16 protein-coding genes are annotated in these 12,108 nt (G+C 62.6%); 9 read left to right on the top strand and 7 right to left on the bottom strand.

The features are described from left to right. Positions 1 to 58 precede the first annotated feature (58 nt). The 4 genes from CN673_RS06565 to CN673_RS06550 form a co-directional block, all read right to left on the bottom strand. A complete protein-coding gene (locus tag CN673_RS06565; protein ID WP_099865428.1) occupies positions 59 to 865 on the bottom strand; it encodes an inositol monophosphatase family protein in 807 nt (268 codons plus the stop codon). Between the two features lie 30 nt (positions 866 to 895). Further along, a complete protein-coding gene (efp, locus tag CN673_RS06560) occupies positions 896 to 1,459 on the bottom strand; it encodes an elongation factor P (RefSeq protein WP_099865427.1) in 564 nt (187 codons plus the stop codon). Positions 1,460 to 1,594: 135 nt separating this feature from the next. After that, positions 1,595 to 2,602, bottom strand: coding sequence for a tetratricopeptide repeat protein (locus tag CN673_RS06555; protein ID WP_370853015.1), 1,008 nt, complete (start codon positions 2,600 to 2,602; stop codon positions 1,595 to 1,597). 152 nt (positions 2,603 to 2,754) lie between these two features. Beyond that, entirely contained in the window at positions 2,755 to 3,408 is a 654-nt protein-coding gene (locus tag CN673_RS06550; RefSeq protein ID WP_099865425.1) for a thiamine phosphate synthase, read from the bottom strand. Positions 3,409 to 3,512: 104 nt separating this feature from the next. Here CN673_RS06550 and CN673_RS06545 point away from each other — a divergent pair, with 104 nt between their 5' ends. The 3 genes from CN673_RS06545 (at position 3,513) to CN673_RS06535 (ending at position 6,326) form a co-directional block, all read left to right on the top strand. Beyond that, entirely contained in the window at positions 3,513 to 4,283 is a 771-nt protein-coding gene (locus CN673_RS06545) for a sulfite exporter TauE/SafE family protein (RefSeq protein WP_099865424.1), read from the top strand. 64 nt (positions 4,284 to 4,347) lie between these two features. Then, positions 4,348 to 5,994, top strand: a complete 1,647-nt coding sequence (locus CN673_RS06540; RefSeq protein WP_099865423.1) for an acyl-CoA synthetase — start codon at positions 4,348 to 4,350, stop codon at positions 5,992 to 5,994. Positions 5,995 to 6,065: 71 nt separating this feature from the next. Then, positions 6,066 to 6,326, top strand: a complete 261-nt coding sequence (locus tag CN673_RS06535; RefSeq protein ID WP_099865422.1) for an ArsR/SmtB family transcription factor — start codon at positions 6,066 to 6,068, stop codon at positions 6,324 to 6,326. 167 nt (positions 6,327 to 6,493) lie between these two features. Here CN673_RS06535 and CN673_RS06530 read toward each other — a convergent pair whose 3' ends face one another. Then, entirely contained in the window at positions 6,494 to 6,673 is a 180-nt protein-coding gene (locus tag CN673_RS06530) for a YdcH family protein (RefSeq protein ID WP_099865421.1), read from the bottom strand. Between the two features lie 218 nt (positions 6,674 to 6,891). Here CN673_RS06530 and CN673_RS06525 point away from each other — a divergent pair, with 218 nt between their 5' ends. From CN673_RS06525 to CN673_RS06505, 5 genes are all read left to right on the top strand, one after another. Beyond that, complete coding sequence (locus tag CN673_RS06525) at positions 6,892 to 7,095, top strand: YdcH family protein (protein ID WP_099865420.1); 204 nt, start codon at positions 6,892 to 6,894, stop codon at positions 7,093 to 7,095. Positions 7,096 to 7,103: 8 nt separating this feature from the next. Continuing rightward, a complete protein-coding gene (purE, locus tag CN673_RS06520) occupies positions 7,104 to 7,604 on the top strand; it encodes a 5-(carboxyamino)imidazole ribonucleotide mutase (protein WP_099865419.1) in 501 nt (166 codons plus the stop codon). Next, entirely contained in the window at positions 7,601 to 8,689 is a 1,089-nt protein-coding gene (locus CN673_RS06515; protein WP_099865418.1) for a 5-(carboxyamino)imidazole ribonucleotide synthase, read from the top strand. The genes purE and CN673_RS06515 overlap by 4 nt, the downstream gene beginning before the upstream one ends. Positions 8,690 to 8,848: 159 nt before the next feature. Next, entirely contained in the window at positions 8,849 to 8,974 is a 126-nt protein-coding gene (gene ykgO / locus CN673_RS06510) for a type B 50S ribosomal protein L36 (protein WP_099865417.1), read from the top strand. Positions 8,975 to 9,106: 132 nt separating this feature from the next. Then, entirely contained in the window at positions 9,107 to 9,712 is a 606-nt protein-coding gene (locus tag CN673_RS06505; RefSeq protein ID WP_099865416.1) for a tetratricopeptide repeat protein, read from the top strand. Between the two features lie 27 nt (positions 9,713 to 9,739). Here the strand turns inward: CN673_RS06505 and CN673_RS06500 are convergent, their stop codons facing one another. Beyond that, positions 9,740 to 11,014: an MFS transporter gene (locus CN673_RS06500; protein WP_099865415.1), complete on the bottom strand. Its 1,275-nt coding sequence runs from the start codon at positions 11,012 to 11,014 to the stop codon at positions 9,740 to 9,742. Positions 11,015 to 11,161: 147 nt separating this feature from the next. Here CN673_RS06500 and CN673_RS21095 point away from each other — a divergent pair, with 147 nt between their 5' ends. Then, complete coding sequence (locus tag CN673_RS21095; RefSeq protein ID WP_099865414.1) at positions 11,162 to 11,320, top strand: hypothetical protein; 159 nt, start codon at positions 11,162 to 11,164, stop codon at positions 11,318 to 11,320. On the opposite strand, the gene CN673_RS06490 is transcribed toward CN673_RS21095, so the two are convergent. Next, positions 11,304 to 12,107, bottom strand: coding sequence for an SGNH/GDSL hydrolase family protein (locus tag CN673_RS06490; RefSeq protein WP_099865413.1), 804 nt, complete (start codon positions 12,105 to 12,107; stop codon positions 11,304 to 11,306). The genes CN673_RS21095 and CN673_RS06490 overlap by 17 nt on opposite strands. Position 12,108: the final 1 nt, after the last annotated feature.

Genomic DNA, 12,108 nt, shown 5'->3' with positions numbered 1-12,108 from the left:
CGGACAGTAACCGATATTGAGGACGAAATGAAAGCCGCCAAACGGTTGCCAGGGCGGACTATTTGTCGGGCGAGAGCCCCGGCCGCTGCACCGCGTCCTTCAAGGCCTTGTGAATATATTCGTTGCCGGCAAGCACGGTGCCGTTCTCGAACATGCGGTTTCCACCCTCAAGGTCAGTGACGAACCCGCCGGCCTCTCGCACCAATAGCATGCCGGCAGCGATGTCCCAGGCATTGATGTTCTTTTCCCAATAGCCGTCGAAACGTCCGGCCGCCGTAAAGGCAAGGTCGAGCGCGGCAGAACCGGTCCGCCTGACGCCGGCGACCTCGCCCATGACGTTGCGCAGTTCGATCAGAAACTTGCCGTGATGGCCGCGACCAAGATGCGGAACGCCGGTGGCGATCACCGCGTCGCTCAGTTTGCGGCGTGCCGCAACGCGCAGACGCCGATCGTTGAGAAAGGCGCCGCCACCACGCTCGGCGGTGTAGAGCTCGTCCATGGCCGGATTGAAGATTACGCCGGCGACGATCTCGTCGTTGCGCTCCAGCGCGATCGACACGCCGAAAATCGGAATGCCGTGCAGGAAATTCGTCGTGCCGTCCAGCGGATCGACGATCCAGCGATGCGCGCCGTCGGACCCTTTCGTCTCGCCGCCTTCCTCGCCGAGGAAATCGTAGGTCGGCCGTGCCCGCATCAGTTCTGAGCGGACGATGTCTTCCGCCTTGCGGTCGGCCTGGCTGACATAGTCGCCCGGTCCCTTGAGCGAGACCTGAAGGTTCTGCACCTCGCCGAAATCGCGCGATAGCGAGCGACCAGCCTTGAGGGCGGCCTGGACCATGACGTGGAGGAGGGCGGATCGAGCCATGAAGAAGAGTATCCGAGAGGGAAGGCCGCGTCAGTCGGCGCGGCGGATATAGGTGATCTCGTTGGTGTCGACGAGAATGCGTTCGCCCGCCTCGATGAAAGGCGGAACCATCACCCGCACACCGTTTTCCATGACGGCAGGCTTGTACGACGAGGCAGCCGTCTGGCCCTTCACCACCGGGTCGGCTTCGCTGATCGTCAGCGTCACCTGGTCCGGCAACGAGATGCCGATCGGCTTTTCCTCGTAGAGTTCGACGGTGACCGTCATGCCATCCTGCAGGAAGGCCGCGCGGTCGCCGACGAAATCCTTGAGCAGTTCCAGCTGCTCGTAGTTTTCGTTGTCCATGAAGACCAGCATTTCGCCCTGCTCGTAGAGATACTGGAAGTCTTTCTGTTCCAGCCGCACGCGCTCGACCGTTTCCGATGCGCGGAACCGCTCATTGAGCTTGGTCCCGTCGATCAGGTTCTTCAGTTCGACCTGATTGAAGGCGCCGCCCTTGCCAGGCTTGACAGCGTTGGTCTTTACCGCCGCCCATAGCCCGCCATTGTGCTCGATGACGTTGCCGGGACGAATTTCATTGCCGTTGATCTTCATGGGGTCGTTCCGATAGATGGCTTTCTGGTCATGCGCGACGGCGCGCCAAGGCGGCTGCAGGTCGGCGCATTGATGGGATCGCGCGCTTCAAGACCACAAATGCGGGCCGGTTGCAAGTGCGGCCGGGCCGCGCGGCTAACGGCGAAACGAATTGGCCGCCTCGATGGCCTGGCGCTGCTCTTCGTCGGTGAGGCCGCGGAAGAAGTCCTGGAGCACCGGATCGTTCAGTCCGGCCCGGCGTGAAAGCACATACCACTTGCCGGCCTCGACAGGATCGGGCCGCGTGCCGATCGCCTCGATATAGAGGTGGGCGAGACGGTTCTGCGCGATCACGTTGCCACGCACCGCCGCCCGCTGCATCCAGCGAAATCCGGCCTCATAGTCGCTCTCCCCGCCGATGCCGTCGACGAGCCAGATGGCAAGGTCGAGCTGGGCCGTGTCATATCCGGCCCGCGCCGCACGCAAGAGCCATTGGCGCGCGCTGTCGCGATTGGCTTCCGATATGTCGACGGCGTTGAGGTAGATCTGCGAGAGTGCATATTGAGCATCGGCGATGCCCTGTTCCGCCGCCTTTTCGAAATAGGGCAGGGCGTCCATCAGCCCGCGTTCGCCAGGTGTACGCTCGACGAGTATCTGGCCGTAATTGAACTGGGCGATGGGGTTGCCCTGGTCCGCCGCGGCCTGCATCAGGGCGCGGCCGCGTTCGACATCGCGCTCAGCATGGCGACCGGAAAGCAGCATGAGGGCGTATTTGAACTGCGCCACAGGGTCGCCGCCGGCCGCCGCCTGACCGTACCAGAAGGCCGCCTGCTCCATATCCCGCGGCACTGCGAACCCTTCGGCGAAGAGTTCGGCGACGAGCGTTTGCGCGCTCACTTCACCTTCCTCTGCAAGCGGCAAGGCAAGGTCGAGCGCAGTGAGATAATGCCCCCGCTGGAACGCGCCATAGGCGGCCTCGGGCGTGCCCGCCTGAAGCAGTGAAGGCGGCAAAGGTGTCACTGCGGGCGGCAGCAGGATCCGCTGCGCTTCCTCTTCCTCCCCCGCCAGCCGGTCAAGCAGGAAGCCTGGCTCTCCGGGCGCGATGGGATCGATTGGATCGTCCAGAAGCCGGTCGCTCGGTTGCAGGTTCGGAAGCGTCTCCATCTCCACCGGCGCGTCACCGGCCATCGCAGGCTCGTCCGTCTGCGCGATCGCGCAACTGATCATGCACACCAGTGCCATTGGCACATTTGCGGCAATACGCCACCGCGATGGCGCAGCCCGTGCGCCGGTTTCTGCTCCAGCCATGAAGGCCATCATGTATGGAACCTTGGCGCTTTTTCGGCGAGCAGGGCATTGATCTCGGCAACGGCCTGCGCCGGGCCTATGGGATTGTCGAAGACCGCGCGGTGCATGGCGACGAATTCAGCACCGGTTTCAGCCACCTCAAGCGCCGATTCGATGGATGCGCCGCCCATCGTGATGCAAGGAATCTCGACCATGGACGCCCACCATTCGGCAAGCGCGAGCACCTTGGGGTGGGCTTCCGGCTTGATGTCGCCGTTGAGCTTGCCGAAGAAGACGTAGTCGGGCCGCATCTCGCCGATCTCCAGCGCCGCGTGCCGGTCCTTGATGTTGCCGATGCCGACGATCAGGCGCGGCGAGAATTTCTCGATAGCGTCGCGGGCCGCATCACGGCCTTCCTCGACGTGCTGTCCATCGGCTTTGCTGCGTCCGGTCACCCGGCTGTCGCCGGCGATCATGACGGCTGCTTCATGCTGCTGGCCAATCGCGACAAGGCGCTCGCACAGAGCCTGAAACTCCCGGTCATCTCGGTCGTATTGCGGAATGATCAGTGTCGCAACGTCGCCTCCGCGCAGCGCCGCATCGAGCGCGGCCGCCTGCGTTTCGATGTCGCCGTCCCGCGGCGTCACCAGTACGAGGCGGCATCTGTCGTCGTGGTCAGCCATTGTGTTCGGCACCTTCATCGAATTCGGGGCAACGCCTATCGGACGTCTCGCATTGTCAAGCGTTCTCGGATAGACGCGCCGATTGAAAGGATCAACTCTCTTCCATGCTTTCCGATCCCTCGTTCTATGCAGTGGGCATCCCCGCGGTGGTTCTCATCGGTCTGTCGAAAGGCGGGCTGGGGGGTGCGATGGCATTGCTGGGTGTCCCGTTGATGGCGCTTGTCATGTCGCCCGTCCAGGCTGCCGCGATTCTGCTGCCGATCCTGATCGTGATGGACATGGTGGGCCTTTGGACGTGGCGGCACGACAATGATCGCAAGACGCTGGCGATCATGCTGCCGGGCGCTCTGGTCGGCATTGCGGCGGGATGGGCGCTCGCCGCCTATGTGACAGATACCATGATCCGGCTGATCGTCGGCCTGGTGGCCCTGTGGTTTGTCGTTGACTATCTCGTGAAGCAGCGTATGGCGGCGAGGAATGGCCAGGCTGCAGGCCGCCAACGGGTCGCGGCGGGCTCGTTCTGGGGCGCCCTGTCTGGCTTCACGAGTTTCATCGCGCATGCCGGCGGGCCGCCTTACCAGATCTACGCACTGCCACTGCACATGCCACCGCGCAAGTTCGTCGGCACCAGCACGCGCTTCTTCGCCGTCGTCAATGCGGTGAAGGTGCTGCCCTATTTCGCGCTCGGCCAGTTCGACGCGGCAAACCTCAAGGCGGCGGCCGTTTTGATGCCGGTCGCGCCGTTGGCAACGCTTGCCGGCGCATGGCTGGTGCGGCGAATGAAGCCGTCGGTCTTCTATCCATTCATGTACGCCATGGTGATGCTGGCGGCGATCAAGCTCATCTGGGACGGCGTGGCAGGCATCTCCAGTTGATCGGCCCGAATTTGCAGATATCGTCATCGACAGCGACTGAACGGGAAGAGGAGACAGGCGATCCATGCATGGCCACGCTTACGAAACGGATCTCGACCGCAACCCGGCGAATTTCCAGCCGCTGACACCGATCGATCACCTGCGCCGCGCCGCCTATGTCCATCCCGACCACGTCGCCGTCATTCACGGCAATGCGCGGATGGATTACCGCACCTTCTTCGAGCGCTCCCGCCGCCTCGCCTCCGCGCTCGTCAAGGCAGGCGTGAAGCGCTTCGATACGGTCTCGGTGGTCCTTTCCAACACGCCTGCCATGCTGGAGGCCCATCACGGAGTTCCGATGTCCGGTGGCGTGCTCCATTCCATCAACACGCGCCTCGATGCGGCCGTCGTGGCCTTTCAGCTCGATCACGCCGAGACCAAGGTTCTGATTGTCGACCGCGAATTTTCCGCGGTGGTGGCAGAGGCTTTGGCGAAGGCGACCGTCAGTCCGATGGTCATCGACTATGACGATCTGGAATATCCCGCCGATGCCCCCTTCGCGAAAGGCGAACGGATCGGTACCGCGGATTATGAGGCGTTCGTCGAAAGCGGTGATCCCGACTTCGAATGGGCGGGGCCTGAGGACGAGTGGGATTCACTGTCGCTCAACTACACGTCCGGCACCACCGGCAATCCCAAGGGTGTTGTCTACCATCACCGCGGCGCTGCCCTCATGGGTTATTCGAACGTGATCGCCTCCGGCATGGGCAAGCATCCGGTCTATCTGTGGACGCTGCCGATGTTTCACTGCAACGGCTGGTGCTTCCCCTGGACCCTTGGCGTCCTCGCCGGCACACACGTCTGCCTGCGCTGGGTGCGCGCAAGGGCGATGTATGATGCGATCGCCGACCATGGCGTGACGCATCTTTGCGGTGCGCCGATCGTCATGTCGACGCTGATCAATGCGGATGAGGCGGACAGGCGAGAATTCCCGCAGACGGTTTCGTTCAATACGGCTGCCGCACCGCCGCCCGAGCAGGTGCTCTCCGGCATGGCGGAGGCCGGGTTTGAGGTCGTGCACCTTTATGGCCTGACGGAAACCTACGGCCCGGCAGTCGTCAACGAATGGAAGAGCGATTGGAACGAACTCGACGCTGACGCCCGCACGACCCGCAAGGCGCGTCAGGGCGTGCGTTACAACGCGTTGGAGGGGCTCGCGGTGATCGATCCCGAAACCATGCAGCATGTTCCAAGCGACGGCGAGACGCTGGGCGAGGTGATGTTTCGCGGCAACATCGTGATGAAGGGCTATCTGAAGAACAGGGCGGCAACGGATGAGGCCTTCGCCGGGGGATGGTTCCATTCCGGCGACCTCGGCGTCATGCACCCTGACGGGTATATCCAGTTGAAGGATCGCTCGAAGGACATCATCATTTCCGGGGGCGAGAACATCTCCTCGATCGAGGTCGAGGACGCGCTCTACCGGCACCCCGCTGTCGCGGCGGTCGCGGTCGTCGCCCGTCCGGACGAAAAATGGGGAGAAACCCCATGCGCCTTTGTCGAGCTCAAATCAGGCAGGCAGGTGAGCGAGGAGGAATTGATCGAGCACTGCCGCAAACTTCTCGCTCGGTTCAAGTGTCCCAGAAGCGTTCAGTTCGGCGAGCTTCCCAAGACCTCAACAGGCAAGATCCAGAAGTTCGTGCTGCGCGGCAGGGTAAAGTCCCTGGGGTGATCGGCGTGGCGTCTTCGCTGCAGTGCACAATTTCACTTGCCGCGCAGCCCGCTTTGGCATAGCGTTTCGGCATGTCAACGATGGATCCCTTCGCAGCGATTGCCGATCCGAACCGGCGCCACCTCCTGGAAGAGTTGCGCCGGGCGCCTCGAACCGTCAGCCAACTGGCCGAAGGTCTACCCATCAGCCGGCCCGCCGTGTCCCAGCATCTGAAGGCACTGCTCGACAGCGGTCTTGTGATCGTCAGGCCGCAGGGGACGACACGCATCTACTCCATCGACAATGACGGTTTCATGCGTCTCAACATCTGGCTGGATCAGTTCTGGGTCTGAACTGCCACGTCATGGCGTCCGGTGATGCAATCACTGCGCACCGGGACGGTCTGATCTTGAAGCAGCGGGCTTACCGCTATCGCTACGGAAAGCCCGCATGCATCGCCGTTGACCCGCATGATTGCCGGTCAACAAGACGTGTGGTGGTCTGGACGCCTCGAGAGAGGCTAGTGATCGATGCGTGACGACGAGAGCCGTTCGATCTCATCTTTGATGCGGAGCTTCTTCCGCTTGAGGTCCGCAATCACATGATCTTGGCTGGAGGGGCGGGTCATCTCTGCATGAAGCTGCTCCTCGAGAGAACCGTGCTTCTGCTGCAATGTTGCAAGATGAGCCTGGACGGTCATGTAACAACTCCTTCCCTTCATTGCGGCATGCCGGCTGGGGGTCGGCACGCCCGTTGCGGAACGTGGAAGTGTGCCATGAGAAATATGGATTGTCGAAGGCGATTTGGTGGCGCGCGATAACTTCCCGTTACAGCCAATTCTGTGTTACGAGCGTGCGCAAAAGGTCGTGGGAAGAACGGGATTTCGGTGCTTGACCGGCGCCGGTGCGGGAAGTGGGCATGTCCGATCAGGATCAAAGTGAATTGCGACTCATGGCGGCGCGCTTGCGCCAGGAGCATGAAGATTACGATGTGGCCATCAATGCGATGATCAAGATCGGCTGCGACGCGCTGCGCATTCAGCGAATGAAGAAAAAGAAGCTGGTCATCAAGGACAAGATCTCCAAGATCGAGGATCAGATCATCCCGGACATCATAGCGTGAGCGCGCCGATGGGGGACGCCGAAAAGCCGGCCGTCGCGATCATCATGGGCAGTCAGTCCGATTGGGCCACGATGAAGCACGCGGCCGAGACATTGGATGCGCTCGGTGTCGCACATGACACGCGCATCGTCTCGGCCCATCGCACGCCAGACCGTCTCGTCGCCTTTGCCAAAGGGGCGCGCGCGGAAGGCTTCAAGCTCGTGATCGCCGGCGCAGGCGGCGCTGCCCACCTGCCTGGGATGGTGGCCGCTCTGACACCGCTTCCGGTCTTTGGTGTACCCGTCGAATCGCGTGCGCTTTCCGGTCAGGACAGCTTGCTCTCCATCGTGCAGATGCCGGCCGGGATTCCCGTGGGAACATTGGCGATCGGCCGCGCCGGCGCCGTCAACGCAGCGCTGCTGGCAGCGGCCGTTCTTGCGCTTGCAGACAGCGACCTGGCAGAAAGGCTCGATGCGTGGCGCCAGAGTCAGACCGACGCCGTCGGCGAAAAGCCGGTCGATACGCCATGAGCGGTGAGGTCGTCGCGCCGGGTTCGATCATCGGCATTATTGGCGGCGGACAGCTGGCCCGCATGCTCGCCATGGCGGCAGCGCGCCTGGGATACCGCACAGTCGTTCTCGAGCCGCAGCCCGACTGTCCGGCCGCTCAGGTGGCTAACCGCCAGATCGTCGGAGCTTACGACGATCCGCAAGCCTTGGAGCAGTTGGCCTCCGCATGCCACATCGTCACCTACGAGTTTGAGAATGTCGCCGTCGGCGGCATCGTGCATCTGGCGCGTTCCATGCCGGTCTATCCGCCGCCAGGCGCGCTGGAAGTGTCGCAGGACCGGCTCGACGAAAAGCGGTTCCTGCAGGACGCCGGCCTGGCAACGGCGGACTATCGGTCCGTCGACAGCCAGAACGAGCTTGAAGACGCTCTTGAGGCATTCCAAGGGCAAGGCGTGCTGAAGACCCGTCGCTTGGGTTATGACGGAAAGGGCCAGGTGCTGTTTCGCGGAGGCGAGGCGATCGACGGTGTCTACGACTCGCTCGGCGCGGTTCCGCTCATTCTGGAAGCGCTCGTTTCTTTCGACCGTGAGATTTCCGTGATCGCCGCCCGCGACCGGAACGGCACCGTGCGCACCTACGATCCGGCTGAAAATGTTCACCGCAACGGGATCCTCGCGACATCGACGGTGCCGGCAAGGGTCAGCCTCGCGGTCCGTAATGAGGCCGCCCGGCAGGCAGCGGCCGTGCTGGATGCGCTGGACTATGTCGGTGTTGCGGGGATCGAATTCTTCGTGCTTGCTGATGGCAGGCTCGTGGCCAACGAAATGGCGCCGCGCGTTCACAACTCCGGGCACTGGACGGAAGCGGCGTGTCTCGTCTCGCAGTTCGAGAATCATGTTCGCGCCGTGTGCGGCCTGCCACTCGGCTCGACGATTCGCCATAGCGACTGCGTCATGCACAACATCATCGGCGAGGAAATCGAGGGCGCGACCGACATCGCCGCCCATCCTGATACGATGCTTCATCTCTACGGCAAGGCGCAGTGGCGGTCAGGGCGCAAGATGGGCCACTATACAACCCTGACCGGCAGGGCCGGCAACGACTGACTGGTGCCGTGCAAAGCTGGCCGTCTCGGTTGACACACAGCCCGCCAGGCGCTACAGCACGGCCATCCTTTTCGGCGCGTCTTCGGGCGCGCTTTTGATTGTTACAGTGCCCCGCGTCGCGATCGCGATGCCAGCCGGGCCAAACGCGGACCGAGTACAATGAAGATCAAGAATTCGCTCAAGTCGCTGAAGTCCCGCCACCGCGAGAACCGCCTGGTTCGCCGCAAGGGCCGGGTTTACATCATCAACAAGCAGAACCCGCGCTTCAAGGCCCGCCAGGGCTGAGTCGGCTGGCCGCCCGCCGGCGGTCTTGCGCGTTTACATGTCCGCTTGAAAGTTGAGCCCTGTGCCTTTTCGGTATGGGGCTTCACGTATTTTTGCAATTGCATTCGGCGGGTTGTCGACTACCCTTCGGCAATGGCAAACGCTTTCCGAACCAGCGCAATTTCGGCAGTCGCCGTCCTGACGCTTCTTGTCGTTGCGCCGGTGACACACGCTCAGGTCGAGCAACCGGAGCCTGCCGCTTTGCCGCCGGCATCACCCGAGCAGGAGCTCGATCAGCTCTTTGCCGATCTCAAACGGGAAAGCGATCCGGGGGAAGCAAGGGCGATCGTCTCGAACATCTGGGCCGAGTGGAATCGCTCCGGCAGCGCCACGGTCGATCTTCTCATGCAGTGGGCAAATGAAGCGATGGAGGACGACCGCAACGGCACGGCACTCGATCTGCTTGATCAGGTCACGGTGCTCCGTCCCGAATTTGCCGAAGGCTGGAATCGCCGCGCGACCCTGCACTACATGATGGACGACCATCGCAAATCGATGGCCGACATCAATCGTGTGCTCGAGCTGGAGCCGCGTCACTTCGGTGCCCTTTCGGGCATGGCTGCCATCCTCAGCGACGCAGGCAACGAGCGTCTGGCGCTGCGGGCGTTCAAGCGTGTACTCGACGTTTATCCGGCAGATCGGAATGCCCAGCGCCGTGTTGGCGAGCTGGAAGAGGAGCTGGCAGGCGATCCGGTGTGATCGAGGCCTGAACTGACAATCCGACGATTACTCGGCTGCGTCGCGGTGCTCTCCTTCGCCCGGCGTGGAACTTGCCGCGCGGGGATCGAGCGTCAGACCTTCCTGGGTTGCCATGCGCAGCGAAGGCAGGGTCTTGAAATTCTCCCGCTCCTCAACCGGAATGGCGGCTCTGCGGCGTGAACGCAGAATTGCATAGGCCGCGATCGCCAGATGGGCCACCATCGTGACGCCGAATATCGCGTGTGGCCCACCGAGATCCATCGCCGGCCCTCCAAGGGTCGGCCCGATGATCGTCCCGATGCCGTACATCAGCAGAAGCCCGCCCGAGACCTTCACGAAGTCCTCCGCGCTGGCATAGTCGTTGGCATGGGCGACGGCGATCGGATAGAGCGTGTAGGACATCGCACCATAAAGCGCGATCAATCCGAAAAGCAGCGTCATGTCGGTTGCGCGGGTCGCCAGGACCAGCGCCCCGATGATGCCCGCGAACCCTGCGAGCGCGGCAAGAACGTATCTTCGATCCATCCTGTCCGACAGGCGGCCGGCCGGGAACTGCGCGAGCGCGCCGGCAAAGATCGTGACGCTCATGAGAGAGGCGATCGTTACACCGGACAGGCCGACCTGACTTCCGAAGACCGGCGCCAGGGTGCCGAAAGCACCGTTGGCGACGCCGATGAGGAAGATCGAGATGCATGCGACCGGAGAGTTGCGATAAAGGCCGCGGATATCGAGCCTAACCTTGCGCAATGGCGACGGACTGACAGCGGTCGAGACCGCGGTGGGAATGAGCGCAAGGCAATAGAGGATGCCGGCGACCATGAAGAAGGTCGGCGTGGCGATGTCGCCGGTGGCGATGGTCATCTGTCCGGCAACGATCGCGACGTATGTGATGGTCATGTAGAGCGAGAACACCATGCCGCGCGTCTCGTTGGTCGAGCGCTCGTTGAGCCAGCTTTCGATGATCATGAAGACGGCAGCCATGGCGAAGCCGGTCAGGGCGCGCAGCACGATCCAGGATATTGGCTCGACGATCAGTCCCGTCAGAAGCGCGATGATGGCGCTGATTGCCGCAAAGGCGCCGAACGCCCGCACATGTCCGATTCGCATGACCAGTCGGGGCGCGACCAGGCACCCGACGACGAAGCCGCTCGCCCAGGACGTTCCAAGAAAGCCGAGGCTGGCCGACGAAAAGCCTTCCATCGTCCCGCGCATAGGCAAAAGCAGGCCGTGCAGCCCGTTGCCCGCCAACAAAAAGGCGGTGCCGAGAAGAAGTGCGAAGATCGGAATGAGATTGCGCGCCATTCGGTGCCCTTGGAGCGTCAGGGGATCAATAGCCCCGATACCGAAGATTGAGGGCAGCGCCAAGGCACCGAAGCCAAAAACTTGCGCTCAGGTTGACCCCCACGTGCTGGTCGTTATGGCTGAGGCCATTCAAACACGGAGCGATACATGGCCAAAGCGATCTCCCTCGTCCTCCTGCTGGCGATGATCGTCCAGATCATTCGCCCGCTCGGGCTGCCGGGACTGAAGCGCCGCGGCGATTTCTGGAAGATCGCGCTCATTGCGATCGCCGTCATGATGCTGACGGTCCTTATTCGCCCGGCATAGCCATGTCGGGTGCCGGAATTTCCGCTTCCACTTCCTTGACCGGATAGAGCCCGCGCACTTTGCGTTCTTCTGCCTCGATCACCACGTCGGCCACCAGATCGGCCCAGTAGCTGTAGCCCTTGGCGCTCGCGTGAAATCCGTCGACGGCAAATCCTTCCGGATCATGTGCCTCCAGCTGCGGGGCGGCAATCGCGAAACGTTCCCGGCAGAGCTGACGGCCGAGCTCGTTGACCATCTTCACGCGCCATTCAAGGATATGGCCAAGCACGGGGGGCAGGGCTGGAACGGTCCGCATATCGATGACGGGCGACCAGATCAGCGTCGCCTGCGGCCATTTTGCATGTAGCGCAAAGAGTAGCCCGCCGAAACCGTCGTCGAAACGACGACGCGGCAGGAAGTTCTTCATGTCGTTGGTGCCGGCCAGTATCACGATATGAGTGTAGGGTTCGGCGACGATGTTGGGCGCTACATGATCGCGCAACTCTTCCGTCGTTGCCGAATTGGAGCCCGCTGTGCGCCACGTAGCGCCCGTCGAATAGCGGTCGGCCAGACGGCGCGCGAGTTTGGGAGCGAGCGTTTCGTCCATATGGGCCGCGCCGACGCCCGCTGCCGAGGAATCGCCGACCACTAGAATGCGGAACCGCGGATCGCCGGTTCGGCCCACCCGGCCCAGCGTCGGGCCAACCGGAGGTGACAGCCGCGGCACCGTTCGTCGCACGCGGTTCGCGTAGAACAGCGCAAGGGGAACGCAAAGCCAGCTCAAGAGCCCATGAAAGCGATAAGACATG

It is taken from the genome of Neopararhizobium haloflavum (assembly GCF_002750855.1).
Lineage (GTDB): Bacteria > Pseudomonadota > Alphaproteobacteria > Rhizobiales > Rhizobiaceae > Georhizobium > Georhizobium haloflavum.
This window is presented reverse-complemented; position numbering and strand designations above follow the sequence as displayed.